Annotated in this window: 27 protein-coding genes; 22 read left to right on the top strand and 5 right to left on the bottom strand. The window is 47.9% G+C overall.

Annotated elements, in window-relative coordinates; all coding sequences use genetic code 11:
* Positions 1 to 17: 17 nt before the first annotated feature.
* The 8 genes from hslU (at position 18) to EAO38_RS05295 (ending at position 8212) form a co-directional block, all read left to right on the top strand.
* Positions 18 to 1334, top strand: a complete 1317-nt coding sequence (hslU, locus tag EAO38_RS05335) for an HslU--HslV peptidase ATPase subunit (protein ID WP_328588088.1) — start codon at positions 18 to 20, stop codon at positions 1332 to 1334.
* Positions 1334 to 2227 carry a GTPase Era gene (gene era / locus EAO38_RS05330; protein ID WP_121021816.1) on the top strand — a complete coding sequence of 298 codons (894 nt, stop codon included), beginning with the start codon at positions 1334 to 1336 and terminating at the stop codon, positions 2225 to 2227. The genes hslU and era overlap by 1 nt, the downstream gene beginning before the upstream one ends.
* Positions 2228 to 2258: 31 nt before the next feature.
* The gene (locus EAO38_RS05325; protein ID WP_205588354.1) at positions 2259 to 3266 is read left to right on the top strand and encodes a L,D-transpeptidase family protein; all 1008 of its coding nucleotides are present in this window, start codon (positions 2259 to 2261) and stop codon (positions 3264 to 3266) included.
* 98 nt (positions 3267 to 3364) lie between these two features.
* The gene (locus tag EAO38_RS05320; protein WP_121021814.1) at positions 3365 to 3583 is read left to right on the top strand and encodes an ATP-binding protein; all 219 of its coding nucleotides are present in this window, start codon (positions 3365 to 3367) and stop codon (positions 3581 to 3583) included.
* A 64-nt stretch (positions 3584 to 3647) separates the two neighbouring features.
* The gene (locus EAO38_RS05315; protein WP_121021812.1) at positions 3648 to 4397 is read left to right on the top strand and encodes a BsaWI family type II restriction enzyme; all 750 of its coding nucleotides are present in this window, start codon (positions 3648 to 3650) and stop codon (positions 4395 to 4397) included.
* Entirely contained in the window at positions 4394 to 5590 is a 1197-nt protein-coding gene (locus EAO38_RS05310) for a TRM11 family methyltransferase (RefSeq protein ID WP_121021810.1), read from the top strand. Before EAO38_RS05315 ends, EAO38_RS05310 begins: the two co-directional genes overlap by 4 nt.
* Positions 5591 to 6323: 733 nt before the next feature.
* On the top strand, positions 6324 to 6488 hold the full coding sequence (locus tag EAO38_RS08905) for a hypothetical protein (RefSeq protein WP_162982689.1): 165 nt from the start codon (positions 6324 to 6326) through the stop codon (positions 6486 to 6488).
* Between the two features lie 8 nt (positions 6489 to 6496).
* A complete protein-coding gene (locus tag EAO38_RS05295; protein ID WP_121021804.1) occupies positions 6497 to 8212 on the top strand; it encodes a disulfide bond formation protein B in 1716 nt (571 codons plus the stop codon).
* On the opposite strand, the gene EAO38_RS05290 is transcribed toward EAO38_RS05295, so the two are convergent.
* Positions 8209 to 8595, bottom strand: coding sequence for a YbgC/FadM family acyl-CoA thioesterase (locus EAO38_RS05290; protein ID WP_121021802.1), 387 nt, complete (start codon positions 8593 to 8595; stop codon positions 8209 to 8211). The two genes, EAO38_RS05295 and EAO38_RS05290, sit on opposite strands and share 4 nt — an antisense overlap.
* Positions 8596 to 8702: 107 nt before the next feature.
* Between EAO38_RS05290 and EAO38_RS05285 the strand changes: the two genes are divergently transcribed.
* Genes EAO38_RS05285 through coaBC form a run of 5 tightly spaced genes read left to right on the top strand, consistent with a single transcriptional unit; the run spans position 8703 to position 14708 of the window.
* Complete coding sequence (locus tag EAO38_RS05285; RefSeq protein ID WP_121021800.1) at positions 8703 to 10037, top strand: sodium-dependent transporter; 1335 nt, start codon at positions 8703 to 8705, stop codon at positions 10035 to 10037.
* 1 nt (position 10038) lies between these two features.
* A complete protein-coding gene (locus tag EAO38_RS05280) occupies positions 10039 to 11373 on the top strand; it encodes a sodium-dependent transporter (protein WP_121021798.1) in 1335 nt (444 codons plus the stop codon).
* A complete protein-coding gene (locus tag EAO38_RS05275) occupies positions 11366 to 12448 on the top strand; it encodes a phospholipase A (RefSeq protein ID WP_121021796.1) in 1083 nt (360 codons plus the stop codon). The genes EAO38_RS05280 and EAO38_RS05275 overlap by 8 nt, the downstream gene beginning before the upstream one ends.
* Positions 12449 to 12451: 3 nt before the next feature.
* Entirely contained in the window at positions 12452 to 13456 is a 1005-nt protein-coding gene (pseB, locus tag EAO38_RS05270; protein ID WP_121021793.1) for a UDP-N-acetylglucosamine 4,6-dehydratase (inverting), read from the top strand.
* Positions 13449 to 14708, top strand: coding sequence for a bifunctional phosphopantothenoylcysteine decarboxylase/phosphopantothenate--cysteine ligase CoaBC (gene coaBC, locus EAO38_RS05265; RefSeq protein WP_121021791.1), 1260 nt, complete (start codon positions 13449 to 13451; stop codon positions 14706 to 14708). Before pseB ends, coaBC begins: the two co-directional genes overlap by 8 nt.
* Positions 14709 to 14844: 136 nt before the next feature.
* On the opposite strand, the gene coaE is transcribed toward coaBC, so the two are convergent.
* Genes coaE through ggt form a run of 3 tightly spaced genes read right to left on the bottom strand, consistent with a single transcriptional unit; the run spans position 14845 to position 17836 of the window.
* The gene (coaE, locus tag EAO38_RS05260; RefSeq protein ID WP_121021846.1) at positions 14845 to 15438 is read right to left on the bottom strand and encodes a dephospho-CoA kinase; all 594 of its coding nucleotides are present in this window, start codon (positions 15436 to 15438) and stop codon (positions 14845 to 14847) included.
* Entirely contained in the window at positions 15435 to 16154 is a 720-nt protein-coding gene (locus EAO38_RS05255; protein WP_121021789.1) for a spermine/spermidine synthase domain-containing protein, read from the bottom strand. Before EAO38_RS05255 ends, coaE begins: the two co-directional genes overlap by 4 nt.
* Positions 16154 to 17836, bottom strand: coding sequence for a gamma-glutamyltransferase (ggt, locus tag EAO38_RS05250; RefSeq protein WP_121021787.1), 1683 nt, complete (start codon positions 17834 to 17836; stop codon positions 16154 to 16156). Before ggt ends, EAO38_RS05255 begins: the two co-directional genes overlap by 1 nt.
* 99 nt (positions 17837 to 17935) lie before the next feature.
* On the opposite strand from ggt, the gene EAO38_RS05245 reads away from it, so the two are divergent.
* Genes EAO38_RS05245 through EAO38_RS05220 form a run of 6 tightly spaced genes read left to right on the top strand, consistent with a single transcriptional unit; the run spans position 17936 to position 22652 of the window.
* The gene (locus EAO38_RS05245) at positions 17936 to 19363 is read left to right on the top strand and encodes a DNA polymerase III subunit gamma/tau (protein WP_121021785.1); all 1428 of its coding nucleotides are present in this window, start codon (positions 17936 to 17938) and stop codon (positions 19361 to 19363) included.
* Positions 19360 to 19785: a tRNA (adenosine(37)-N6)-threonylcarbamoyltransferase complex ATPase subunit type 1 TsaE gene (tsaE, locus tag EAO38_RS05240; RefSeq protein WP_121021783.1), complete on the top strand. Its 426-nt coding sequence runs from the start codon at positions 19360 to 19362 to the stop codon at positions 19783 to 19785. The genes EAO38_RS05245 and tsaE overlap by 4 nt, the downstream gene beginning before the upstream one ends.
* A complete protein-coding gene (gene lptB / locus EAO38_RS05235) occupies positions 19778 to 20500 on the top strand; it encodes an LPS export ABC transporter ATP-binding protein (RefSeq protein WP_104751568.1) in 723 nt (240 codons plus the stop codon). The genes tsaE and lptB overlap by 8 nt, the downstream gene beginning before the upstream one ends.
* Positions 20500 to 21783: an RNA polymerase factor sigma-54 gene (locus EAO38_RS05230; RefSeq protein ID WP_121021781.1), complete on the top strand. Its 1284-nt coding sequence runs from the start codon at positions 20500 to 20502 to the stop codon at positions 21781 to 21783. Before lptB ends, EAO38_RS05230 begins: the two co-directional genes overlap by 1 nt.
* Before the next feature lie 35 nt (positions 21784 to 21818).
* Entirely contained in the window at positions 21819 to 22316 is a 498-nt protein-coding gene (locus tag EAO38_RS05225; protein ID WP_121021779.1) for an SEL1-like repeat protein, read from the top strand.
* A gap of 9 nt (positions 22317 to 22325) precedes the next feature.
* On the top strand, positions 22326 to 22652 hold the full coding sequence (locus tag EAO38_RS05220; RefSeq protein WP_121021777.1) for an SEL1-like repeat protein: 327 nt from the start codon (positions 22326 to 22328) through the stop codon (positions 22650 to 22652).
* Here the strand turns inward: EAO38_RS05220 and EAO38_RS05215 are convergent.
* Positions 22635 to 22994: a hypothetical protein gene (locus EAO38_RS05215; protein ID WP_121021775.1), complete on the bottom strand. Its 360-nt coding sequence runs from the start codon at positions 22992 to 22994 to the stop codon at positions 22635 to 22637. The genes EAO38_RS05220 and EAO38_RS05215 overlap by 18 nt on opposite strands.
* 130 nt (positions 22995 to 23124) lie before the next feature.
* On the opposite strand from EAO38_RS05215, the gene alaS reads away from it, so the two are divergent.
* The 3 genes from alaS to EAO38_RS05200 are packed head-to-tail and all read left to right on the top strand — an operon-like array spanning position 23125 to position 26901.
* On the top strand, positions 23125 to 25746 hold the full coding sequence (alaS, locus tag EAO38_RS05210) for an alanine--tRNA ligase (RefSeq protein ID WP_121021773.1): 2622 nt from the start codon (positions 23125 to 23127) through the stop codon (positions 25744 to 25746).
* A complete protein-coding gene (gene ccoS / locus EAO38_RS05205; protein ID WP_121021771.1) occupies positions 25746 to 25943 on the top strand; it encodes a cbb3-type cytochrome oxidase assembly protein CcoS in 198 nt (65 codons plus the stop codon). Before alaS ends, ccoS begins: the two co-directional genes overlap by 1 nt.
* Position 25944: 1 nt before the next feature.
* Positions 25945 to 26901 carry an NAD(P)-binding domain-containing protein gene (locus EAO38_RS05200; RefSeq protein WP_121021769.1) on the top strand — a complete coding sequence of 319 codons (957 nt, stop codon included), beginning with the start codon at positions 25945 to 25947 and terminating at the stop codon, positions 26899 to 26901.
* Positions 26902 to 26928 lie beyond the last annotated feature (27 nt).

Here is a 26928-nt window from a genome sequence, read left to right as displayed (position 1 = left end):
ACGCGGATAAACTAAACATGACTCCCCAAGAGATTGTCGCCTATTTGGACGACTACATTATAGAACAGCAAGATGCCAAGAAAATGATCGCCATCGCGTTGCGCAACCGCTGGCGGCGTTTGCAACTCAGTAAGGAGCTCCAAGAGGAGGTGATGCCCAAGAATATTTTGATGATTGGCTCAACTGGGGTGGGCAAGACAGAGATTGCAAGACGCATGGCCAAGATGATGGGTTTGCCTTTTATCAAAGTGGAGGCGAGCAAGTACACTGAGGTGGGTTTTGTGGGGCGCGATGTGGAATCGATGGTGCGCGATTTGGTGGCCACTAGCATTAACCTCGTGGAAAGTGAACACAAGGAAAAGAATAAAGAGAAAATTGAAGAATTGATTGTAGAGAAAATCACCAAGAAGTTATTACCTCCCTTGCCTAACGGGGTGAGTGAGGTCAAAAAGGAAGAATACGCGTTGAATTTTGCAAAAACTAAGGAAAAGGTCAGAAGCACGGCCTTAGATCATGTCAAGATCGAAATTGAGTTACATAAAAGACAGGTGGAGGGGGATTTCAATGTTCCCCCAGAAATCATCAAGGTGCAAGAAAGCATCATCAAAGTACTTAACAGAGAGGAACAAAAAGTCAGTAAGGAGATGACCATCAAGGAAGCTAAGGAAGCCCTGCGTCATGATGTCTCACAAACAATCTTAGATAAGGAGGGGGTACAAATGGAAGGGGTGCAACGCGCTGCGCAATCGGGAGTGATCTTCATTGATGAGATTGATAAGATCGCTGTGGGGGTCAAGGAGGGTGCGCGGCAAGACCCTAGCAAAGAGGGAGTACAGCGCGATTTGCTTCCCATTGTAGAGGGGAGCGTGGTGAACACCAAATACGGGCCCGTGGCTACCGATCACATTCTCTTTATCGCTGCTGGGGCTTTCCATTTGAGCAAGCCTAGCGATTTGATCCCAGAACTACAAGGGCGTTTCCCCTTGCGCGTGGAATTAGAAAGCCTCTCTGAGGAAATCATGTATGCCATTCTCACGCGCACAAAAAGTTCGATTATCCGCCAATACCAAGCACTCTTAGAAGTGGAGGGGGTACATTTGGGCTTTGAGCCGGAGGCGTTGCGCGAGCTGGCTAAACTCTCTTACTTAGCCAATCAAAACACGGAGGATATCGGAGCGCGCCGTTTGCACACCACCATTGAAAAGGTATTAGAAGACCTCAGCTTCAACGCGTCTAATTACAAGGGACAAAGCGTGGTGATCACTAAAGAACAGGTGAGTCAAAAATTGCAGAATCTCGTGGATAATGTAGATTTGGCGCGCTTTATTCTCTAATGACTCGAGCCGGTTTTATCGCGCTTGTAGGCTTGCCCAATGCGGGCAAAAGCACCTTGATCAACGCGCTCTTAGGAGAGAAAATCGCTCTAGTCTCGCACAAGGCACATGCCACACGCAAGACTTTAAAGGCCATTGTACCCTTTAGAGATAAGCAGGGGGTAGATTGCCAGTTGGTATTTTTAGATACCCCCGGATTGGCATCCCCTAAAAAACTTCTCGATCAGGCTATGCAATTGCAAAGCGTGCGCGCTTTGCAAGAGTGCGACCTAGCGGTGTTTGTGGCTAGCGCGCGTACAGATGTGCAAGCCTATAGAGATTTTTTAGCGCACTATGGTTCTAAACCCCACATCATAGCTCTTAATAAGATAGACACTCTTAGCCCCCCCCAACTCTTGGCCAAAATCCAACCCTATCAGGTCTACAACGATATTTTTAAGGCATTAGTACCCTTGAGCGCACTCAAGCAGAAAAACCTAGATGTTCTGCTAGAAGAGATCGCTAAACTCTTGCCCTCAGCACCCTTTTACTACGATCAACAACTCCTTAGCGACACGCAGACTAAGGAGCTCTATAGGGAAATGATTCGCGAACAACTTTTTATACACTTGAGTGAAGAGATACCCTATGTGAGCGATGTGATCCTCACCCATTTTCAAGAAGAAGCGCGCTTAGATCGCATCGAAGCCAAAATTGTCGTAGAAAAGACAAGCCAGCAAAAAATGGTAGTGGGCAAGGGGGCATGGGTGATTAAAAAGATTGGTAAACAGGCCCGCTTGAAAATGGAAACCTTTGGAGGAAAAAAGGTGTTTTTGCGCTTAGAAGTGGTGGTGTGCAAAAATTGGAGTCGAGAAAAAGATCAACTTAAAAACATGGGTTATGTGGTAGAATAGCTCTAGTTTTGTAATATTTAAGAGGTGTTGGATGCGCGTCAAGAAGGTATGGTCGGGGGCGTTGTCGTTTGTTTTTATAGGCATGATGGGTTTGCATGCAGATACCTTAATGGGATTTGTAAAAGCCTATCAAGAAAAGGGGATCGATTCCATTGAGCGACTCTTGCAATCTTATTTGACCCAAAGGGAGTTTTGGGAAGATGTGCTAGAGAACCGCGACATCAGCTTTGGCTATTACGAAAACATGGACTATCTCTTTGTGATTGACAAGGCCGACCCCAAGCTCGCGCTCTATGCCTTAGAGGGTGAGAAGATCGTCAAGGTCAATCAAACTAAAGCGCTTGTGGGCTCTAAGGGGGGGGATAAGAAAAGCGAGGGCGATAAAGCAACCCCCATTGGGGTTTATCAGATCCTCAAAAAACTCACGGGTTTGAGTGCTTACTATGGCCCCTTTGCCCTAGAGACCAATTACCCCAACCCTCTAGACATCGCCTTTAAACGTACCGGACATGGGATCTGGATTCATGGCTTGCCCTTGAGTGGAAAACGCGATGAACTCAACACAAAGGGCTGTGTGGCCATTGAAAATGCGATCTTGAAAGATTACGAACAACGCATTAAGGGAAAGAAAGCCCTGCTCATCGTCTATGAGGGCGCACTCAAATACGCCACTAAGGATGAATTGGCCACGATTTTAAGCGCGCTTTACAGTTGGCGGAGCGCATGGGCTAATAACGATCTCGTGGGCTATATGAATTTTTATAGTCCGGATTTTAAGCACGCCAGCGGAATGAATTTTAAGACCTATGAGAAGTTTAAGACCCGCGTTTTTACCAAAAACGAAACCAAGACAATCCGCTTCTCAGGAGTGAATATCACCCCCTACCCCAACACAGAACACCGCCGCCTTTTTAGAGTGGCGTTCAACCAAGACTACAAGGCCTATAAAAAGAACAAGCTCTCTTACTCCTCTCAAGGCCTTAAAGAACTCTACGTAGAACTCAAAGACAACCAGATGCACATCATTATGGAAAAATAGCCCTTTTGGGGATGTGCATGGCTTCATTCCTAACAGATTGAGATCAGCATAGACCTACAATTGCTGGGGGTGTGGGGATATTTATTGCAAGGAGTCCCATGGATTATAAGGGTGGAGTGAAAGCCTTGATCACCCATCTAGAGAACAATCTCTTTGAGCGCGAGAAATGCGCGCGCTTAGTGTTGTTAGCGATATTTGCAGGCAAAGCGATCTTTTTATATGGACCGCCCGGCACGGCAAAATCCATGATCGCTAGAAAAGTCAGCCTTGCCTTTGGCACACCTGAAGATATTTTTGGTCCCCTTGACATCGGGTAACTCAAACAAAACCGCTTAGTGCGCAACACCGGTTATTTTTGAAAATTTACGCTAAACTGCCAAAATGCTTAACAAAGAAGAAATCAAAACATTAAAAGAGATAGAATCTAAGTATTACTTACAGCCTATCTTAGAGCTGATTAATAAGGATATAGACTCCACAAAAATGACATGGTTTGGGATTTTTGATTGTCTCCACCACTATATGATGGAGTCCAGATCTGCTGTGAATGCCTTGATTGAAAAGCGGGTCAGTGATGGAGAAATTAGAGACGCTAACCAGGCTAGAAAGAGTATTGCCGGGAATGCTTTTTCAAGTCTGATTATTTATACTTTTCTCAAGAATAAAATAGGGGGAGCGATTGCGCCCCATATTTTTATCAGCGCAAAGCCCGCACAAGTCCCCCATTTTCAAGAGCTATTTCAAATCCAAATAGGAGAGAAGACTCAAAAGCCCGATGTGGATTTAGTGGTTTATAGCCTTGACTCTGTGGGTGAGTTGAAAAATTGCCTCATTTTATCCCTTAAAACTTCTTTGCGTGAAAGAGTGGCACAAACTTATAAATGGAAACTCTTGATGGAGATCGCTAACTCAGACTCTAAGCTGAAAGAAAAGTACGACATTGTGTATAACCCTCCCATTATGCCCTTAGTGTGTTTTGCAACCATCAACTTTTATAATGAAATTGATCGCCCCCAGCAAAGAGGCATGTTTAAGTTTTTTGATTGCGCTTTTATTGGAAAGCCCATTTATGATAGAGATTTTATTAAACCTTTGAGCTATCTCATAACATACGTTGAAAAGCGACTATGATCGCGAGCGTCTATAATCAAAAATACGATTTTGTAGGACAAAGTTATGCCTCTTTTTACCCCAATTTGCATAAATACCCGGCAACGATGTTGCCCCAAATTGGTTTAGAATTACTCCAAGAGTTTGGAGCGCAAAAAACCAATCTACTAGACCCTTATTGTGGGAGCGGGAGTAGTTTTATCAGTGCTTTAGAATATGGGATCAAGGACCTAAGCGGTTTTGATCTCAATCCTTTAGCCATTCTTATCAGCAGGGCAAAATTGAGTTACATAGACAAAACGGAGCTTTTAGATAAAAAAGAACGCTTATTGGAGTCGATGACACAGCGTTTTAGAATTGAAAATGCTCCCATCACAAATGCCCATTTTTGGATAGAAGAACAAGCGCAACAAGATTTAAGCAACATTTTTTATCATATTAGCCGGGTGCAAAGCGAAGCCAAAACTCTTTTTTTGCTAGCCTTTAGTGAAACCTTAAGGGAAGTCAGTTACACGCGTAACAATGAATTTAAGCTTTTTAGAATGAAAGACTACCAAAACTACAAGCCCAACACCTATGGAGTTTTTTACCACAAGATAGAAACCATTACTAAGCACTATTTGCGTTTTTACCAACGCCATACAAAAAATATCGTCTTTGATCTCTGCAACTCTGGTTTTCAAGCAAGCCAGCGGACTTTTGATACTCTGCTCACTAGCCCGCCCTATGGAGATTCTAAAACCACTGTGGCTTATGGGCAATTTAGCGCCTTCATTAACGAGTGGTTAGGCTTTGAAAACGCGCGGAAATTAGATTCTCAACTCTTGGGAGGCTTGAAAGCTAAAACACTTTACACCAAGGGGGGTGTTGGAAATGTGATCCAAGAAATCGCAAAATTGGATGCAAGACGGGCTTTAGAAGTTTCAAGTTTTTATGATGACCTAGAGCGTAGCATTCAAAATATTATGCCCTCCCTAGCTCACAAAGCTTTGATCTTTTTTGTGGTGGGGAATCGGCGTGTTAAAAACTTTATATTGCCCACAGATCGTTTTATTGTAGAAGTGTTGTGTGCGTGCGGGTGCAAACACTTGAGTACGCTTGAGCGCAAAATTTCTAATAAATCCATGCCCCTTAAAAATTCGCCCACCAACCGCACCGGACTTAAGAGCAAAACAATGGATACAGAGAAAATCGTTGTGTGCCAAAAAAAGTAAAAAGCGTTAGTAGAGTTAGAGCAGGGGGGCAAATAACAAGAGCAAAAGGGCTTTTCTTTGCAGGGGACTAACCCCACGTGTTTAAACCTCGCCCAAATCAAAGCCCTCTTTAACAAAATCAAGAACAATAAAGCTTTAATGCAAATCTGCGATCTGCTTGGGCGCATGAAAGAAATACAAACGGCGTTTGCTAAAAATTGCACAACCATTCCTCATCATGTAAACTTGGGGAGTGGAACCCATAAAATTTAAGACAGCCCGCTCGTAGTAAGATTGACTTTGAGATAATCGTATCTTAGCTCCGTATCTCCATTTAAATAAAAATTTCCCAATGTCTCAGCTACCTCTACACTACGCGCTTTATTCAGAGCGTGGTAGAGCTGCAGGGCTTTCTTGTAGTCTTTATTCGCAAAAACAATGCCTGCCTCCATTAGATCAATTGATGGGGTGCCCCCAGATTCAGTTTTTAGGACACCTAATAGCAACATAACCTAACAACAAACCCCATTTTAAAATGTCTAAACGTATGCGCCCCGTTAGTGTAACTTTTCTAGCTTCTCTAACGCTAAAACCGCATCTTTATTCCCAAATTCTATCGCTTTTTTCAAATACTCTAGGCATACGGGTTTTCCTTGCTAGTTAGCATGCCACTTCGATCTTTATCGCGTGTTTTTTGTGCTATACTCCGTGTTCTCAGGGGAGTTTTAAGCAATGATGTTTAAAGGGGCATGCGTTGGAGTTTCTAGGTTTTGGGGCGGTTTTTGTAGTGGTCTGTCTGCTGTTTTTCAAACCAGCGTATGAGAGGTTAGCTTTTGGGATCTTTGTGGTGGCGTGGTTGGTAGAGCTGGTGATGTTTGTCGCCCACACCTCTAATTTCTTCCCCAATGTGAATTTGTAGGGGGGGTTATGCAGCAAACCCGTAAATTTTACTTCCTCTTTTCTTTGGCCATTATAGGCATCGTTTCTTTGCCCGTGGGGATTGGCAATCTTGTACTGGGCTTTATTTATGGGGATTCGCCCTGTATCCAGTGTTGGGCGGAGCGCCAAAGCATGGTGTATGTGGGCTTGGCCGGGCTGTTTGTCTTGCGCTATGGCCTGAAACCCAAATACCTAGCGATTCTGCTCTTGGTGGTGGCCGGGGGCTTGTATCAAAGTTTTTACCATTATGGTAACCACGCGCTAGAAGATGTGGGGCAGGGCTTTGCGCTCTCTATTTTGGGATTGCACACGCAATTTTGGGCGCATGTCGTCTTTTGGGCGGTGGTGTTGGTACTAGGGGGTTTGTTGCTCTTTGCGCCCAGTTTTGAGATCTTGGCTCAAGAGGGGGGTTATGCAGGGAGCAGGCGCGCCTATCGCGACTTGAGCAAGGCCAACACTTGGGCCTTTCTCATCGTGGGGGGGATTGCCATCACCAACATGGTACAAGCCTTCATCTCCACAGGTCCCTTTCCCTATCTAGGACAGGGCGATCCCATCCGCTTTTCTTGGCATTTAAAAGAAAATGTGTGGAGTACACAAAACTGGAAGCACATGGGCTTTCCTAGAGCTTGGGGCAAGAGAATCATAGAACCTCCCATTTTAGCCGATGACAAACACGCATGGGATCGTGATTATCATAACGCCCCCCTGCAAATCCATAAAACACTCCCCCTACAATCCCAAAAGAGCAACTCTTTGGCCCTAAACGCCCCCATTAGCGATCTTTTATTCTTAAACGCGCCTAGCACGCCCCCCATTAGCACGCCTAGCAACCCCCTAGCCATGCGCGTTGTCTCTGATGGTTGTACCCCAGCCCCTAAGGTTAGCAATTTTTATTTTTCTCCCGACACTTTTGCCGGGGATAATGCGCTATTGAAAAATACCTTCCTTATCGGTACGCAAAAAGAGGGCTTTTATGTGGTCAATAAGAACCTAGATCAAATCTTGGCGCATTTCGTGCTAGACAAATACTATTCTGCCACGATAGAGAATTTTGTGGGCGTGAACATGGTGGGCAATGTGATTAGAGTGATGGGGCAAAATAAGAGCAGTGCGGATGTGCGTTACAATCCCAAGAGCGGGGATAATTTTGCGCAATTTTTGCAGGGAGCGGATCGCTTTGAAGAATTAGGGCGCAACCGCCTACGCACGAGCCGGGCTTCTGCACACTATGTCCTCAGCGCACGCAGCGATGGGGTGCGCACTTACATGCTCAGTGTGCCCAATGCCCGCTATAAGGATTTGATCCTGGTGGGCATGTTGGATCAAGATTTGGGCTTGGACTTTGAGCGCGCGGTGCAAGCCACCCAAAACACCCCCCTAAAGCCTCAGCGCAGCTTGGGCGAGTTTTACATCACCGGACTAGCCCTCTATCAAGGCAAATTATTGGCCCTGAGTAAGGCCTTTAACACCTTGCTTGTGATCGACCCAGCTAGCGCACAGATACTAGATGCCTATGGTCTGCCTAGCCAAATTCACAACCCTAGCGCGCTCGCTTTAGTGGACGATGCGTTGGTGGTGGTGGGCTATGAAGGGGGGCAAAATGCCTTTTACACCCTAGATTTAAGCGCCTTTGCCCCCAACATGACCCCCCTTGTGAACCAAGCCCCAAAAGCCCCCCAATTGCGCTCTCAAGGCTGCTAAAGCAAGCTCTTTAGCAGAGATACAAAATTTGGGCTAATGGGCGCGGGGGTGTGGGTGGTTTGGGAGATAAAGCCTAGTTTGACCTGCATGCAAAAGAGGCGCGTGCTTTGGGGGGCAACTCTTAACACCTCTTGCTCCAAGATCACGCTCACTTTTTTAAGTTCTTTTAATCTTGTAAAAACCTCTAAAGTGTCGCCCAATTTGCCCGGGGCCAAAAATTGCGCCTGCAGAGATTGCACCACAAAAAAGCCCTGTTGATCGTGGGGGCTAAGATGGTTTGCAAAGAAAACCTCACTTCTAGCCCGTTCGCAATATTTAAAATAATTGGCGTGGTAGACGATTCCACCACAATCTGTGTCTTCGTAATAAACCCGGTAACGCATAGTGATCCAAATAGTATAAAAGGCAGAATTTTATCTAAATAAAGTAAATATTAATTCTTACTATGCTAGCATGCAGTTTTTTTTATTCCAATAGAAAGGAGCCTTAAGTGAACAACTTCTCCAAGTTAGGCTTTGTTTTGGCCGCTTTAGGGAGTTCCATAGGATTAGGACACATCTGGCGTTTTCCCTACATGGCCGGCACCAGTGGCGGGGGTGGCTTTGTGATCCTCTTCTTGATCCTCTCACTCACCATAGGGCTCGTCATGTTGATTGCAGAAATGGTGATAGGCCAGAGCACGCAAAAAGATATCGCCTGCGCCTTTGTGGAGTTAGACCCCCACCCGGAGCGCAAAACTTGGCGTTATGCCGGACTAATGCTCTTTACGGGCCCCATCATTTTAACTTTTTATGGCATTGTGTTGGGCTGGGTATTTTATTATTTAGCGGTGGTGAGTTTCAATCTGCCCACCGATGTCAAAGCGTCTGAACAAATTCTCACCACCCTTTTGAGCGATTCGATTGGGACGCAGGTTATTGGGCTGGCTGTGGTGCTCTTGCTGAGCGCGTGGGTGGTCTCTAGGGGGGTCAAAGATGGGATTGAAAAGCTCAATTTCATCTTAATGCCCTTGTTGTTCATTATCTTTATTGGCTTGCTCATCTATGCCTCAACTCAAAGCTCTTTCCACAAAGCCCTAGATTTCATGTTTGGGATTCGCTTGGCTGAGTTCAACCAAAAAGTTTTTGTGAGCGCGCTCGGGCAGGTTTTCTTTGCGCTGAGTTTAGGCATAGGGATCAATATCGCCTACGCCTCTTCTACGCATTATAGGCAAGATTTGCTCAAAAGCGCAATCTGGATTGTCTTGCCCGGGATTGCCATTTCCTTGATGGCAGGTTTGATGATCTTTACCTTTGTCTTTGAATACGGGGCTAACCCCTCTCAAGGGGCCGGGCTTATCTTTGTGTCTCTGCCCGTAGTGTTTTCAAAAATGGGGGTGATGGGGAGCGTGGTTTCTGTCTTGTTTCTATGCGCTCTAGCCTTTGCAGGGCTAACTTCTACCATCGCTCTCTTAGAACCGCCCGTGCAGTACTTGGTGGATAAGAATTATTCGCGCTTCAAAGCGACATGGGCACTTACGGGAGTTGTTTTTGTCGTGGGTGTGGTGCTGGTGTTTTCGTTGAACGCCAAGTACGGCGCGTATTTGACCTTCTTTGGGAAAAATCTCTTTGATTTAGCAGATTTTTTCTCTACCTCCATTTTAATGCCTTTTTGGGGGCTGGTTTCTGTGCTCTTTGTGGGTTGGGTGGTGAGCAGAACCAAACTTTACGCGGTGAGCCTGCACTTTTTAAACAAGTGGATGTTTTCCGTGTGGGTGTTTTTGCTCAAATTCATCGCGCCTGTCGTGATTTTGGTGATCTGGGCTGTGAAAATCCTACAGGATTAGTATGGGTTTTTCTAGACTAGGCTTTATTTTAGCCACTCTGGGAAGCTCCATTGGGCTGGGGCATATTTGGCGTTTCCCCTACATGGCTGGGAGCAATGGGGGAGGGGCCTTTGTTCTGCTCTATTTGGGGCTCACCCTTACTTTGGGAGTGGCCATGCTCTTGGTGGATATGATCATTGGCAATTTGGGGCGCAAGGATGTGGTTTCTTGCTATGAGCACCTCAACACTGAACATAAGAAAGTATGGGCTTGGAGCGCGTTTTTGCTCTTGAGTGGGCCCATTATCATGTCCTTTTATGCCGTGGTATTGGGTTGGATTCTCTATTACTTGCTCAAGGTGAGTTTCCATTTACCCCCCTCCCTAGAAGTGGCGCAAAAAACCTTTGAGACCTTGAGCTCAAGCGATCTGGTGTGGGAAGTGGCTGGCTTTAGTCTGTGGCTGTGGCTCACGGTGTGGATTGTCTCTAAGGGGATTAAAGAGGGGATCGAGCGGCTCAGTTTGTGGCTCATGCCCTTGTTGTTTTTGGTCTTTATTGGCCTGCTCCTTTATGCCATGACCTTGCCTAGTTTTTCTCAAGCGCTTGCGTATATGTTTAGCTTTGATACGAGCAAGATCACCTTTAAAGTGCTCTTAAAAGCCCTGGGGCAGATGTTCTTTTCTTTGAGTTTGGGGGTGGGCACGATCACCACTTATGCGGCCTTCACGCGCTCCAATGAAAATCTCCTAGGGAGTTCGCTTTGGGTTGTCTTGCCCGGCATTGGGATTTCTTTAATAGCGGGCTTGATGATCTTCACCTTTATCTTCAATTTCCATGGCGAACCTTCCCAGGGCGTGGGGTTGGTCTTTATCTCCTTGCCCTTGATCTTCCATAGCATGGGCGCAACCGGGTCTTTCATCGCCTTTTTATTCTTTTTAGCCTTGATCTTTGCAGGGATCACCTCCACGGTTTCTCTCATAGAGCCAGCCATTCTCTATTTGATGCACCGCCTAAAATGGAGTCGCTTTAAAGCGTCCTACTTGGTGGGCTTGGGGATTTTTCTTTTGGGTTTGTTGGTGATTCTCTCCATCCACAAGGACTATTCTAAAGCCCTCACTTTCTTCCATAAAAGCGTCTTTGACTGGGCGGATTTCATCACTTCTTCGGTATTGATGCCCTTGGGGGGGTTATTCTCTCTGATTTTCTTGGGTTGGTTTATGCGCAAAAAACGTATCTACAAGGCCAGCGCACGCTTTTTAAGCCGTCCTGCTTTTTTGGTGTGGTTTTTTGGCGTGCGTTTTGTCGCGCCTGTGGTGGTGCTCCTCATTTTGCTACTGCCGTTTTTCAAAAATGCGTAGCGTTCTTTTAATTCTATGTACCTCCCTCCTGCTTAAGGGCACAGAATTGAGCTCTTTTCAGCTCAAAAACAGGGGCTATATCTCAGACACCCCCTATGAGAGTTTCTATAAGCCGGACTTTTACAGCCTTAGGGACGCTTGGGAGATCGCCCCTACAAAACCCAAAAAATCCCACCCCTTTTTAGAATTTGCCAAGAAATACCTAGAGATCATGGACTATAGGGGCACTTATTTCATGCCCTATTACCATAGCTTCACACCCATTTACCAATGGTACCACCCCGACATCAACCGCTACCAAAGCACGGAGTTTAAATTCCAAGTCAGCTTCAAAGTCCCAGCATTCAGGCGTTTTCTCTTCACCGCAGGCACGCTCTATTTAGCCTACACCCAAACCAACTGGTTTCAAATTTACAACAACCCCCAGAGCGCGCCCATGCGCATGGTCAACTACATGCCCGAGCTCATCTACATTTACCCCCTCAAGCTCCCTATTTGGCATGGCAAATTGGGTACGCTGAGCGAATTTTGGATCGGTTGGCAACATATTTCCAATGGCATTGGAGGCAGGCAGTGTTACCAGCCCTTCCGCAATGGGAATCCCACTGATGCCTTTCCTGGAACACCCGTTCACATTACAGAAGAGAATAAGCAAATAATTGTTCAGCAGGGGGGGCTTGATGGGGGTTGTCGCTCAGTGAGCGCGGGGCAACGCCCGGTTTTTCACCTGGTGTGGCAAAAGGGGGGTTTTAAACTCAATGTCGCCTACTGGCCCTATATCCCCTATAACCAATCCAACCCCAATTTGATCGCCTATATGGGTTATGGGAACGCCTTTATGGAGTACCGGCGTGGGAGACACCACTTTGAAATGCGCATCTACGATCTCTTCACGCAGTATTGGAGATACAAGCGTTGGCATGGCGCGGTGCGTTTGGCCTATACTTTTAGAATCAATCCCTTTGTAGGCTTTTATATGCAGTATTTTAACGGTTATGGCGATGGGCTCTACGAATACGATGTGTTTTCTAACCGCTTTGGGATGGCATTCGGCTTAGTCCCTAACATAAGGTAGTTCATGGGGTTTTTGGATCATAAAAGCGTGCTCATCACCGGGGGCACGGGGAGTTTTGGGAAGGCGTGCACGCGCGCGCTTTTGTGCGCGCACAACCCTAAAAAAGTGATCATCTATAGCCGTGATGAGCTCAAACAATACCAAATGGCGCAACGCTATAACGACCCTAGAATGCGCTTTTTTCTAGGCGATGTGCGCGATAAAGATCGACTCTGCGCGGCGATGCAGGGGGTAGATGTCTGTATCCATGCCGCCGCGCTCAAACATGTCCCCATTGCCGAATACAACCCCCTAGAGTGCATCAAAACCAATATCCTAGGCGGGAGCTATGTGATTGAGGCGTGCTTACAGGCGCAAGTAGGGCATGTCATTGCTTTGAGCACGGATAAAGCGAGCAACCCGATCAACCTCTATGGCGCGACCAAACTCTGCAGCGACAAACTCTTTACCAGCGCTAACAACATGAAGGGCAAGGCGCGCACAAAATTTAGCGTGGTGCGTTATGGGAATGTCGTGGGGAGTAGGGGGAGTGTGGTGCCCTTTTTTAAATCGCTTGTGGCACAGGGCGCGCAGAGTATCCCCATCACCGACACGCGCATGACCCGTTTTTGGATCACCCTAGAAAAGGGGGTGAATTTCGTGCTCAAGAGTTTGGAGCGCATGCACGGGGGGGAGATCTTCGTGCCCAAAATCCCTAGCATGGAGATTGTGCAGTTGGCTAAAGCCCTTGCCCCCCACTTGCCCTTAGAGATTATAGGGGTGCGCCCCGGGGAGAAATTGCACGAAGTGATGATTAGCTCTGATGACAAAGCCCTAGAATTTGCGCATTTCTACATTTTAGAGCCGGCTATCTCCTTTCAAACCCCTATAGATTATCGCAAAACCCTATTAGGAGAATGTGGGGTGGAGGTGTCTGAGGGCTTTAGTTACAATAGCCTAGACAATCCAGACAAACTAGACGCGCCCACTCTTTTAAACATGATCGCAGGCTTGGATCGCCATGCTTGAGACTTTAGATTGGCTTTATGCCACCACACCCCTACAGGGCAAACGGATTTTATTATTGGTGAGCGGGTCTATTGCGGTCTATAAGTCTTTGGACTTGGTGCGCGCTTTTATGAAAATGGGCGCGCAAGTGCGCGTGGTGATGAGCGCGGGCGCGTGCCAATTTGTCCAGCCTTTGAGTTTTGAAGCGTTGAGTCAGGCAAGCGTGCTCACGCCCAGCAGTGAGCGTTGGAATTTGCAAGAGGGGCTGTGTGCAAATCACATCAGCTACGCCACATGGGCGGATTTGGTGGTGGTCGCCCCGGCTAGTGCGAACACCTTAGCTAAACTTGCCTGTGGTTTGGCAGACAATGTGCTGTGTAGCACATTTCTAGCTAGTTGTGCGCCCAAAATTCTAGCCCCTAGCATGAATACCCAGATGTGGCTAGCTCCCCCCACTCAAGAGAACTTAAAGCGTCTAAAGGCTTTGGGCTGTGAGATTGTAGAGCCTAGGGTGGATTTGCTCGCGTGCAACACCACAGGCAAGGGCGCGATGGCGCAAGTTTTAGAGATCGTGTGTGCAGGGGTGCGCGCGTTGGAGCGCACGCCCTTTTGGCAGGACAAGGAAGCTGTGGTTACAGGGGGGGGGAGTGTGGAGAATATTGATGCGGTGCGTTGTATCTCCAATCATTCTAGCGGCTTGCAGGCTAGCGCGCTAGCTTTGGTGCTTTACTTCAAGGGCGCGCGGGTGCGCTTGATTTCTAGCGTCTTTCCCCTAGCCTTGCCCGCTAGCATAGAATCCATCGCCCTTAAAAGCGCGCAAGAATATTTAAAAGCCTTGCAAGCTAGGCAAAACCTCCAAAATCCCCCTTTTTTATTCATGCTCGCTGCCATTAGCGATTACAAACCCGCTCAAACCCATGCGGGCAAACTCAAGAAACACGCGCTAGGCGCGCGCTGGTCTTTGGAGTGTGTGCAAAATGTAGACATTTTATGCGCCCTGCAGGGGTATCATAAAGTCGCCTTCAAGGCAGAAGAAAATCTAGATCAAGGCTTGCACAACGCCCAAAAACTCTTAGAGAGTGTGCAAGAGGGGGGGAAGGGGTGCGCTGTGGTGTGTCTGAATACCTTAGAGCAAAGCCCCTTTGGGGCGCTAGAAAACCAGATGTACTTTTTGAGCGCGCGGGCGTGTCGCCACAGCGCGCGCACCGACAAACTCCGCTTGAGTTTTGAAATTTTGGACTTTGTGCAGGAACAAATACAGGGCGATCCTTGATGGCGTTGTTTAATGGGGCTAGAAACAGCAAGATAAACCATATAAAATTCTACAAAGTTATACAAATTTTCTTATAGGTTTATTTTTGCTACAAAAGCCCCAATTTTGCCAGAACAGGCATTGCCTTATTAACGTATTAACTCCCCTTGATCTGGGCTAGCAATCTGTCTATCTCCGCTTGCAAATGTTTTAAATCCTTAGAATTGTCCAACACAAAGGGACTCAAAGATTTTTTGATCTCAATGTCCATTTGGGCGTTGAGGCGCTGCTCTATTTGTTCTAGGCTTAAATGATCGCGCGCTTGTAGGCGGGTAATTTGCAAATTTCTAGGCGCATAGATCAGTACCACCTGAGAAATCCCATAGCTTTTCACCCCCTCAATTTCATAGAAGAGGGGAATGTCTAAGAAATAGGGTTGGTGGTGGGCTTCTAGCTGTTGGGCTTGTTCTAGCAGACGCGCGCGCACTTTGGGGTGGATCAAGGCTTCCAGCTTGGCGCGTGCGTTTGAGTCACTAAAGATAAGGGGGGCTAGGGCTTGGCGGGTGATAGTGTTATGAGTCGCCACCTCAGCGAAGAGATGGGCGATTTGTGCGTTATGCGTGTCAAAGAGTTCATGGGCGATCTTATCGGCATCTAACACGCTATAGCCATGCAAACTCAAGAGATTAGCCGCCGTGCTCTTGCCCGTGCCAATCCCCCCGGTGAGCACAAAGGCGTGTTTTAAGCTCAATTTTTGAGCAGACGCGCGCACGCCCCCTTAAGCCACTGGGGCTGGGCAAAGGCGGCGTGGTGGATTTCGGCGTTGTAATAGCGCAAGCCATCGAGCATGTCAATCTTTTGGAGCAACATGTCAGCTAGAGGGTGGTAGCACTTAGAAGCAAAGAGATAAACTTGAGGAGTGGGGGCATAAGGAGTGTTAAAGGGCATGAGGATTTGTGCGCAACCCTGCAAGCTCGTCAGCGCGCCCTTGAAAGCTTCTTGTTCCAACAAGGGGTTAGGGACACTTAACAACATCAACCCCTTAGGGTTTACCATGCGTTGCAAGCCGTCCACTTGGTGGGCATTGGGGGTGCTTAGAGAAATGATGATGTCATAGGGTTGCAAGTCTAGATCGAGGATTTTATCATAGAGCTTGAAGCGGGCATGGGATTTGGTTTCTGCAAATTGGGGCAAAAAGGCATGCAGATTCTCCAACATCGCGCGATCTTCTTGCACAAAATCCACATGCAAGCCCTCATACTTGAGCAACTCAAAGGCAATTTGGGTGTCAAACCCTCCGGTGATGAGGGCGCGCTTAGGGCTGGGGTGTACGCACGCGCTCACATGTGCTAATAACTCGCTTTGGATAAAAGGATAACTTTGAAAAAACATCCACTCTTGCGTGTTATTGCGCACAATGCCCATTTGGGCACAATCTGTTCCAACAATTTCTAAATGGTGTGTCATTAAAACTCTTTACGCGGGTCTTGTGCCCCATACATAACGTGGGCTTTGTTGTCAACCACGATGGCGTTCACATCGCCCATAACGGGCTTGATTACGATCTTATAGCCCATTTTCTCTAAATTCTGTTGCACATCTTTGACCATGCCAAAGGGTTCTGTGCGGATTTCATCGGGCAACCATTGCATGTGGAAACGCGGCGCGCTCACAGCTTGAGAAATGTTCATGCCATGATCGATCACATTGCTAATCACTTGCAACACTGTAGTGATAATGCGCGCGCCTCCGGGACTGCCCACCACCATAAAGACCTTATTGTGTTTGAGCACAATGGTGGGCGACATGGAGCTCAAGGGGCGTTTGCCCGGCTCAATGGCGTTGGCATCGCCCCCAATCAAACCATAGAGATTGGGCACGCCCGGTTTGATAGAAAAATCGTCCATTTCATTATTGAGCAAGAAGCCCGCCCCATTGATGGCTGCTGCGCTGCCATAATAGTCATTCACGGTGTAGGTGATACTCACCGCATTGCCCCATTTGTCCGCAACAGAATAATGCGTGGTGTTCTTGCCTTCATGGATCTGCCCTAGCCCCGGGCGCACTTTCGCGCTATCTGTGGCTTTGTTGGGCAAGATGTTTTCATAGATTTTCTTGGCATATGCCTTGCTGGTGAGCTTTTCAGTGGGGACAGTGATAAAATCGGGATCTCCCATAAAAACCGAGCGATCCGCATAGGCTTGGCGCATCGCTTCTGCCATGATGTGGATTGTTTGGCTAGAGCCAAAGCCTAGCGCGCCAATGTCGGCGTTCTCCATGGTGTTGAGGATTTGGATAATGTGCGTACCCCCTGAGCTAGGAGGTGCCATAGAAATGATCTTATAGCCCCTATAACTGCCCTCAATGGGTTTACGCCACACGACTTTGTACTGGGCTAGATCTTCTTTAGTGATGATCCCTCCGTTCTTCTTCATGTCTGCTGCGATCAAATCTGCGATCGCGCCCTTATAGAACGCTTTTGCGCCCTCGTTTTTGATCAAAGTTAGGGTTTTAGCCAAATCTTTTTGCACCAAAAGATCCCCCGCACTATAAGCCACCATGCCCCTTTTCAAAAAGTATTTACGGCTACTGGCGTATTTGGCAAAACGGGGTTTGGCATCTAGCATGGTCTCCCCCTGTCTTTGGGTGAGTCTAAAACCCCTTTGGGCGAGATCGATGGCGGGTTGAATCAAGCTAGATAGCTTGCGTGTGCCGTATTTTTTCAACATCGCATCCAATCCTGCTACAGTGCCGGGCACCCCGGCAGCCAAATAGCCATCTGTGCTCAACTTGGGGATCACCTTACCCTCTTTATCTAGGTACATGTTTCTAGTGGCTTTCAAAGGGGCTTTTTCTCTAAAATCCAAAGTGATATTCTCCCCATTAGCCAAGTGAATCACCGCAAAGCCCCCTCCGCCCAAATTGCCCGCAGCCGGGTGCACCACTGCTAGCGCATAACCCATCGCCACGGCTGCATCAATGGCATTTCCGCCTTCATCTAACACGCGCTGGGCGATTTTATCGGCTAGAGGGTGGCTAGAGAGGGCTAGTGCCTTGCCTTTAATGGGAGGCAAGCTCGCTGCAATGGCACTACTAGCAAACCCCACACTCACCCACAGCGCTACGAACGCATGCTTTATTTTGAACATAAAAAAACTCCTAACATAATGTAATGGGCGATTTTAACATGACTAGACTTACAGCCAGCACAATTAGGCTATAATATGCCAAACTGACAAAGGACGCTTGTGGTCTTGGCTCTCAAATACCGCCCCCAGCATTTTAAGGATTTGGTGGGGCAAGAAAGCGTGTCCCAGACCCTCAGCTTGGCTTTAGAACAGGGGCGTTTGGCGCATGCGTATCTATTTAGCGGACTTAGAGGCTCTGGCAAGACCTCCAGCGCACGCATTTTTGCGCGCGCCTTGCAGTGTAGCAAAGCCCCCACTAGCACCCCTTGCGATGTTTGTATCAATTGTGTAGACGCTTTGCAGAACAAACACATGGACATTGTTGAAATGGACGGCGCGTCTCATCGGCGTATTGAGGATGTGCGCGAACTCATCGAACAGACCAAGTATAAACCCGGTATGGGCGCTTTTAAAATCTTTATCATTGATGAAGCCCACATGCTCACTAAAGAAGCCTTTAACGCGCTTTTAAAGACTTTAGAAGAGCCCCCCGCGCATGTGAAATTCATCTTAGCCACCACCGATGCGCTCAAATTACCCGCCACGATTTTAAGCCGCACCCAGCATTTTCGTTTTAAAAAGATCGCGCCTAAAGCCATTGTGGCGCATTTGCAAAAAGTCTTAGAAGCCGAAGGGGTGATCTACCAAGAGGGGGTGTTGGAGATGTTGGCTAGAAGCGCACAGGGGAGTTTGCGCGACACCCTCACGCTCACAGAACAGGCGATCAGTTACTGCAACGCCAATTTAACCCTAGAAGCCACCGCGCAAATGCTAGGCATGGTGGATAGCAAGGTCTTGAATGATTTTTTTCAAGCCATAGAGAGCGATCCGGCACGCGTGCGCGCGCTTTTGCAAACACTGAGTAGCTACGATCCTCAAATGATCTTAGAGGAAATGGCGATCTTTCTCAAAGACGCGCTCTTAGAAGAGAGATTTTCCATTCCTCTACTGGATCGCTGGATGGGCATTTTAGCCCAAGCCAAGAGTCTCTTATACACGGGTGCAGATGGGGATTTTGTGCTCGCCTTGAGCGCGCTCAAAATGCAGGCAACACAAACTCCTCAAGCCCCCTCTAAAGCCTCCACAGAGCGCACCCTGCAACCCCCAACCCCCCAATTGCCCACGCCAAAAGCAACCCAGACAAACCCCACTCCCAAAGAGTTGTTTAGCCAGCTCATCGCTAAACTCTATGCGCACCAACAAGAATTAGGCGCGCTCTTTGAAAAGCACATACGCTTTCATAATTTTCAGAACAAAATCCTACAATGGCAATCGGACGCGCCTCCCGACACTAGGGAGGTTTTGAAAACACACTATCCCATCATCCTCCAGAGTGTGCAAGAAATTTATGGGAGTGGGGTGGAGATTCAAGCAGTCAAGATCGCACCCCCTAGCGCGCCCGCACAATTGGCACAAGGAGAGCAAGATATTGTAGGGGCGGTACAAGAACATTTAGGGATTGTGCAGATCAAGGTAGAAAAATCATGAGCATTGTGGCGCATTTAGCGCATTTAACCCCCATCTTGGATCGCCTAGATGGCTGGGTGAGATGCCACACTTTACCCATCGTCATTCTCTTACAAGGGGAGTTGGGCAGTGGTAAAACCACTTTAGTGCAACGCTTTTGCCAAGCCCACCGCGCCCCACAAGCCACCTCGCCCACTTTCAGCGTGATGCACACCTACCCGGCTGAGGACTTTTGCATTTACCACTACGATTTTTATCTCAAAGAGATCCACGAGCTCTTAGAAATGGGCGTGTTGGAGTCTTTAGAATGCAAGGGGGTGCATTTTGTAGAGTGGGGTTCTGACGCGCTTAAAGAGATGTTAATCAAACTAGGCTTTAGTGTGCTCACGCTTGAATTGCAAGCCCATCAAGAGGCGCGCATTTATAGGTTTAGTGATGGATAAACTCAGCGCGATTCACTTGAGCAAACAGATCAAAAAGACCATGATTGTACACGATGTGTCTTTAGAGGTGCAAAGCGGGCAGGTGGTGGGCTTGCTAGGACCCAATGGAGCGGGCAAAACCACGACCTTTTATATGATTTGCGGGTTGTTGCGCCCTAGCGGAGGGAGTGTAGCGCTCAATGAGATCGATCTCTCCAATTACCCCTTGCACAAGCGATCCAATCTAGGCATTGGGTATCTGCCCCAAGAATCGAGCATTTTTAGAGATTTAAGCGTGTTGGATAATTTGATGTTGGCTGCCCAAACCACCTTTAAAAGCTCCAAAGAGGCGATGCAACGCATTGAAGAGATGCTAGAAGCCTTTAATATCCAAGCGATTCAAAAGCGCAAGGGCATGTCTTTGAGCGGGGGAGAGCGGCGGCGTGTGGAGATCGCTAGAGCCTTGATCAAAAGCCCTAAATTTATCTTGCTTGATGAACCCTTTGCTGGGGTAGACCCTATCGCGGTGTTAGATATTCAAAAGATTATCGAGAGGCTGGTAGAGATGAATATTGGGGTGCTCATCACCGATCACAATGTGCGTGAAACCTTGAGCGTGTGCCACCGCGCGTATGTGATCAAGAGTGGCACTCTGCTAGCTAGTGGCAGCAGCGATCAAATTTATGACAACGAATTGGTCAGAAAACACTATTTGGGCGAGCATTTTAAGGCATGATGGCTATTTTACGCCCCACCCCCACCCCCAAAGGCAAGCTTTCAGCCACGCTCAAGAGCTGGCTACCTATTTTGCAGAGCGGCCCCTTAGAAATAGAAGAAACCCTGCAAACTTACGCGCAAGACAACCCTTGCGTGCATGTACAAAGCGCGTTGAGCACAGATTTTAGCGCATGCCAATTCCACAAACCCCCCCGCCCCAACGCGCCCAGCCTTAAAAACGCCATGAGCGACAAGATTGAGAGTTTGAGCGTGCGTAAATCCACCCTTTATGAAACACTCAACCAACAACTCCTCCCCCCTCTTTTTCCCACAGAGATGTCTTTGCAGATTGCCCAAGACATCATTGAGAACCTCAATCATGAAGGCTATTTTGAAGGCGATGTGCACGCGCTGGCTGGGGGGCTGGGTGTGGAGGCGCAAGACTATGAAAAGGTGCGCCAGCGCTTTGCCTACCTAGACCCCCCGGGTGTGGGCGCGCGCGATGTACAGGAGAGCTTTTTTTTTCAGCTTGTCCAACATAGCGAGTTGGATACACAGACCTATGAGCTGTGCGCCAAAATTTTGGACAATTTAGAACAGCACAAAGAACATAGCCACACCCCGGGTTATGCCCAAGCGATGAAAATTATCACTTCTTTTAAAAACCCTCCCGCCTTGGATTTTCACGACCCCTCGCCCCTCGTGATCCCCGATATTTTAGTGCTCGAAGAGCAGGGTGAAATTTCGGTACAACTCAACGATAGTTACTACCCTAAAGTGATCATTGAAGAGCCCAAAATCAAAGAATCCAACGATTACCTCAAAGAAAAACTCAAAGAGGCGCGGGATTTAGTGGATGCCTTGCAAATGCGCCAACAGACAATCTTAAAGATCGGGCTGATGTTGGTAGAATACCAGTATGATTTCTTCAAGGGCAAGGAGATCAAGCCCATGCGCTTGGTGGACATTGCTAATGAATTTGGCTATTCGCCTAGCACAATCTCTAGAGCCATTTCCAACAAGTATTTAGAGTGTACGCGCGGGATTTTCCCCATCAAGAGTTTCTTTACCACCGCTCTAGAGGGCGACATCTCCAACGCGTCGATCAAGGATTTTATTTTGGGGTGTATCAAAGCTGAAGATCCGATCAAACCCTTGAGCGATCTCAAAATCTTAGAACTCGTAGAGGCTAAATTTCACCTCAAAATGGTGCGGCGTACCATCACCAAATACCGCAAGCTTTTAAATATCGCCAGCTCTTCGGAGCGCAAAAAACTCTATGGCATGCGCGCCAAGCATTAAGCCTAGGCGTGCTAGAATACTCCTAAAGGACGCATATGGCATTCACACAGCACAGCAGTAGAACGCGTGCCAACCACCATAACCTGAGCGATGATGCCCTCTTGGAAATGTTTAATCTGTACAACGCCACTTCCTGCGATCAACTCGCCCCCCATAGGTTGCAGGGCTATTTGAAGGCTTTCCAGTTTTACAAACAAATCATCTTGGGGCATTGCGCTCATGGAAAGGTGTTTTATCGCCTAGCCCAAATGTATGAGAGAGGGGAGGGGGTGTGCCAAGACGAACGCAAGGCTTTGGATTGCTATGAAGGAATTGTACAACACAGCCCCATCACCCAATGGATTTATATTAATGCGCTCAATAAACTGATTTATGCCTATGAGATGGGTACATGGGGCGTGCCTCAAGACACGCAGAAGGCTCTAGAGTATAAAGGCAAACTGCAGGAGAGCAAGTCCGCGATGATGGGCAGGGCGTTGCGCCTGTATTTCAAGAAGCGCGCACCCAAGAAACCCAAGAAGATTTCATATTAAAGGACATGTATGCCAGATAGACTAGCCAACTTGAGCGATGACGCTCTCCTCACCCTTTTTAACCACTATAACCAAAGCGCCCCGTTGGGCGCGCCCCACCTAGTGCGTGCCTATCTGGATGCCTTTGGGTACTTCAAACGCATCGCGCTAGGAGAAACAGATTTTGGTTACGAGTTTTACGCGTTAGGAAAGGCTTATGAGGAGGGTTTGGGCGTGCCCCAAGACACCCCCAAAGCCCAAGCCCTTTACACAGAGGCAATCAAACATTACCAGGTGTATGAGGGCGATGAAGAAAAACACCTAGAGGCGATGCGCCTCCTAGAGAAATGGCTCTGATGTGCCATTGTGGTCTCTTTTGTAACGATGAGTGCGCTCGCGCTCGCATTCGTCATGCGCCCTGTGGTCCCGCTGGTGGGTATTAAGAGGGTTGTAATAGGAATTGCACACTCTAGGGGGCTGCCCATAGGCACTGGGTTCTTGCTGAGAACCCTCCAAGAGGGCGATTGTCGCGCCATCTGTGGGCGTGCTCGCAAAAACCTCCAAGTGGTTGCGAGGGGCATGCGTGTGATCGCCGGGGGCATGCACAGGCAACACTTCCAATGAAACCCCTAAGCGAGTCGCGAGTTCCTGAAAACTTCCTAAATCGTCTTGTTTGATATTTCGGATCAACAAATCCATACAATCTCCTTTGAGTTTAGCTCGAGTTTAGCCTCAAGCCACTCTACCTTAATCGAAAAAAAACAACCAACACCTAACCACAACCCCAAAGCAATATGCTATAATGCGCCCATACGATCGTGGAGAAACTATGGACATTAAGAATGCTTTTTTGCAACATTTTGAACACCTAAACCATGTGCGCGTACCCAGTTCTAGCCTTGTGCCCGATGATTCCAGCTTGCTCTTCACCAATGCGGGCATGGTGCAATTCAAAGACATTTTTTTAGGCAAGGTCGCGCCCTTCGCGCCCCGCGCCACAAGCGCCCAGCTGTGTATGCGCGCAGGGGGCAAACACAATGATTTAGAGAATGTGGGCTACACCAACCGCCACCATACCCTTTTTGAGATGTTGGGGAATTTCTCTTTCTTTGACTATTTCAAAGAGGAGGCGATCGCCTATGCCTATAGTTTTGTGCATAAAACTCTAGGCTTTCAAAACAAAGACATTTATATTAGCGTGCATGAAAAGGACGCGCAAGCCTACCAGCTATGGCAAAAATTTGTACCCAAGAGCCATATCAAGACAATGGGCGATAAGGATAATTTTTGGCAGATGGCAGATACAGGACCTTGTGGGTATTGCAGTGAGATCTACATCGATCAAGGCGCGCAGGCTTTCCATTCTGATCAGGATTATTTTGGGGGCGAGGGGGATCGCTTTTTAGAGATTTGGAATTTGGTGTTCATGCAATACGATCGCTCTAAAGAAGGGGTGCTCACCCCTTTAAGCCAGCCCTGCATTGATACGGGCATGGGGCTAGAGAGGGTGCAAGCCCTGTTAGAAGGGGTGCAAAACAATTTTGATTCTTCTTTATTCAAGCCCTTGATGGCGTGTATTGAAGAGGTTTTTGACCTGCCCTATAGCGCGCATAAAGAATCCTTTAGAGTGCTCGCCGATCACGCTAGGAGCGTGGCGTTTTTGCTAGCTATGGGGGTGTATTTTGACAACACAGGGCGGGGCTATGTGCTCAGGCGGATTTTGCGCCGCGCACTAAGGCATGGCTACCTGCTCGAGCATGCCAAGGGGCACGAACTTAACCAACCCTTTTTCTATAAAATTCTAGGGAGTGTGTGCGCCTCCATGCACGATTACCCCATTTTACAAGAACACCAGCAGAGTTTACAAGCCGAATGCAAGGCAGAGGAAGAGTTGTTTTTGGACACCCTAGAGAAGGGCATGCACCTTTTTGAGAGCGCGCTCGCGCAGAGCAATGAAATTTTTAGCGGCGCGGTGGCGTTCAAGCTTTATGACACCTATGGTTTCCCCTTGGATTTGACCATGGACATGCTCAGAGATAAGGGGATTGAAGTTGATCTAGCCGGCTATGAGGCGTGCATGCAGGAGCAAAAACAACGCTCGCAACATTTCAAACAAACAAGCACAAAAGAGGGATTAAGGGCGTTGGATTTGAGCATGCTAGAACCCAATACCTTTGAGGGCTACACGCATGAAAGATTGCATGCCAAGATTAACGCGCTCTATGCGCCCGATGTACAAGGAGAATTAGTCTATTCTAAGGAGGTGCACGCAGGCACAAAAGCCTATGTCGTCTTGGATAAAACCCCTTTTTATCCTCAAGGCGGGGGGCCCATCGGGGATAAGGGCGTGTTGTTAGATTTGCAACACAATCCCCTAGCCCATGTGCTAGACACGCAAAAGGTGGGGGCGATCAATATCAGTTTTGTAGAATTTGTCGCGCCCGCGCGCATAGGGGATGGTGTGATTGCGCAGGTGATCGAGCGTGCTGAGATCGCCAAACACCACAGCGCGACCCATCTTTTACATCTAGCCCTTAGAAAAGTTTTGGGTGAAGCTGCGCGCGCTGAAGGCAAGATTGCCCAAATCCAGCAAAAGGGAAGCCATATAGAAGCCCAACGCCTACGCTTTGACTTTAGTTTTTACCGTGCCTTAAGCGATGCAGAAATAGACGCGATTGAGGCTTTCGTGAACGCCCAAGTTAGCATGGGATCCAGCACGCATGTCCAGCACATGGAAGCGGAGGCCGCCAAACAAAGCGGGGCGGTGATGTTGTTTGAAGACAAGTATTTAGAAGAGGTGCGCGTGGTGCGCATTGCAGACAGCCTAGAGGCATGCGGGGGGGTGCATGTGCGTGATAGCGCGCATATTGGAGGCTTTGCCATTACCAAGAGTTTGAGCGTGAGCGCGGGGGTGAGGCGCATTGAGGCGGTGTGTGGAAAAGCGTATTACCAATTCATCGCCCAAGAGCGCGCCACACTCAGACAAGCGCGCCAAAAATTAAAAACCCATGACATTCTCAAGGGCTTAGACACTAAAGCCCAACGCCCCACCTCCAAGCAGGATTGCACCCACCTTGTGCAGTGGTATCCCATTCAAGATAAGCAACTTGCCCTTTTGCACGCCCAAAAGGAACATCTCAAAGAGTTTTTCGCACTCGTGGATGCGCATAAAAAACAACAAAAAAACTTGGTCGCGCTGTTTCTCTGCCCCAATCCCCAAAAACACGGCTTAGAGTTGTCGCTTAAGTCGGTGGGGAGTGAGGACATGCTAGCCTTGCTAGCGCATTTGAAACACCGCCTTGAGGGGCTGGGCTATGAGAATAAGGGCGGGGGGAAGCGCGATTTTGTTTCTCTACTGGTGTGTAAATCTCAGGCTATGCTTGCCCCCGAAGAAATTCAAAACCTTGTTGAAGCACTCAAGCAAAGTACTTTAGAGTTTATGGCCGGCTAATGCACACCAACACGCTCTTTCTGATGCTCTTTGTTTCGCTAGTGTTAGGTTTAGTGGGCTTGTTGATCTTTTTATGGGGACTTAAAGGCAAACAATTTAACGATGAGAAAAAGATGTTAGAGGTTTTGCTCTACGATAGCCCTAGCGATCTGCGCACCGCCAAACAAGAAGAACTCAAGTCTAAAAAGAAAGGATAGCATGGGTGAGATTTACGATGTAGTGATAGTGGGTGCAGGACCTAGTGGGATCGCCACCGCCGTAGAGTGTAAGCTCAATGGAATCCCCAAAGTGTTGTTATGTGAGAAAGAGGCGCAGAGCTGCGGGATGATACGCAAGTATTATAAGGCCAATAAGCGCGTAGATAAAGATTATCGCAAACAGGTTGTGGACATCAAGGGGCATATCCCCTTTAGCGACACCGATAAAGAGGGCGCGCTAGAGGTCATGGAAAAAGCCTTGCAAGAGCACCATATTGAGGCCGCCTACAACATGGGGATTGAAAGCGTGTTAAAGAAAGAAGACATCTTTGAAGTGGTGAGCGGGTCCAATCAGGTGTTTAAAGCTAAAAGTGTGGTGATCGCCATTGGCAAAATGGGGCAACCCAACCGCCCCTCTTATCCCATCCCTGTAGAGGTGATGCGTCAGGTGGTTTACACCATCAACGATTGTAAGGAAAAAGAAGAGGTCTTGGTGGTGGGCGGAGGGAATTCAGCCGTGGAATACGCCATCGCGCTGGCCAATAACAACAACACCACTCTTAACTACCGCCAAAGTACCTTTAGCCGTGTGAATGAAGATAATTTGAAAAACCTAGAAGAGGCCTTTAGCAAAAATTTGAGTCAAAAATTGGGCGTGGATATTGAAGGCTTGAGTGGGGTTGAGGGGAAGGTGCAGGTGCATTTCAAGGATGGATCGTATGGATTCTACGATCGCGTCTTGTTTGCTATTGGGGGATCGACTCCCCTAGAGTTTCTCAAAAAATGTAAAGTGGCGCTGGGCGAGAGCAATTTACCCCTTGTGAGCCCCGAGCATGAGAGCAGTATTGCCAATCTGTACATCGTGGGCGATATTGTCTATAAATCTGGAGCCAGTATTGGTATAGGGCTCAACGCGGGCTTTGAAGTGGCTCAGGTACTCAAAGGGCGATTGGCTTGAGTGTACTCAAAGCCCTTTTTCTAGCCT

Source organism: Helicobacter vulpis, assembly GCF_003660395.1.
Lineage (GTDB): Bacteria > Campylobacterota > Campylobacteria > Campylobacterales > Helicobacteraceae > Helicobacter > Helicobacter vulpis.
Note: the sequence above shows the minus strand (reverse complement) of the source record. Positions and strands in the feature narration are given on the sequence as shown.